The sequence below is a fragment of the Pantoea sp. Pa-EAmG genome, assembly GCF_030024295.1.
Lineage (GTDB): Bacteria > Pseudomonadota > Gammaproteobacteria > Enterobacterales > Enterobacteriaceae > Pantoea > Pantoea dispersa.
Genome location: NZ_JASEWO010000444.1, coordinates 1 through 427, shown reverse-complemented (window position 1 = coordinate 427; position 427 = coordinate 1). Strand labels below are relative to the sequence as shown.

Sequence of the window (427 nt, the reverse complement as noted above, 5' to 3'; positions counted from 1 at the left end):
GTTTAGCGCTTTTTACGTCAGCCGGGAGCGCATCAGCATCCAGCCGGTAAAGAGGAATGTCATGACGGCCGCTGTAACGGGCGGCCCACACCATGGCGCCTTTCCCGTCTTCAATATACTTCGAGCCCAGTGGCTCAATGATGGCCCAGGGTTTTGACAGCGCCCGCCGGTAATACAGAATTTCCCGGGCCATTTCCCTGACCTCGGGGACGTTATCAATGTCATTTTCAGCGATGCGCTGCAGACGTTTATTACTGATCATTCAGCTGCTCCTGCAAATTTTCAGTGGACCCGAGAAGCTTTTCAAAACCTGACCGGCATCAGTCCCCACATCTTTACAATTTTAAACGGCCCTGAAACTTGCAAAGCCTTAGTCTGCGACTAATCTGGGCGGACCAGTGAAAAAAGTAAAAGCCTGCGAATAATT

Annotated in this window: 1 protein-coding gene; it reads right to left on the bottom strand. The window is 51.1% G+C overall.

Features of this window, described 5'->3' with window-relative positions; translation table 11 throughout:
• Positions 1–262 (bottom strand): hypothetical protein (locus QMM04_RS23230; protein ID WP_282997241.1); only part of this gene is annotated, 262 nt, incomplete at its 3' end.
• Between the last annotated feature and the right edge of the window lie 165 nt (positions 263–427).